General features: G+C 56.2%; 1 pseudogene. It reads left to right on the top strand.

Going from position 1 to position 242, the window contains the following annotated elements:
- Positions 1 to 242 (top strand): annotated as a pseudogene (locus V5P19_RS24345) (beta-ketoacyl-ACP synthase II); the annotation flags it as partial.

The following is a 242-nucleotide window of genomic DNA, read 5'->3' as shown; positions in this document are numbered from 1 at the left end:
GCGTGATGCAGGCATTGAAGCGAGTCAGATTGGCTACGTTAACGCGCACGGTACTTCTACGCCGGCTGGCGATAAAGCTGAAGCGCAGGCGGTGAAAACCATCTTCGGTGAAGCTGCAAGCCGTGTGTTGGTAAGCTCCACGAAATCTATGACCGGTCACCTGTTAGGTGCGGCGGGTGCAGTAGAATCTATCTACTCCATCCTGGCGCTGCGCGATCAGGCTGTTCCGCCAACCATCAACC

It is taken from the genome of Enterobacter sp. UNJFSC 003 (genome assembly GCF_036903355.1).
Lineage (GTDB): Bacteria > Pseudomonadota > Gammaproteobacteria > Enterobacterales > Enterobacteriaceae > Enterobacter.
This window is presented reverse-complemented; position numbering and strand designations above follow the sequence as displayed.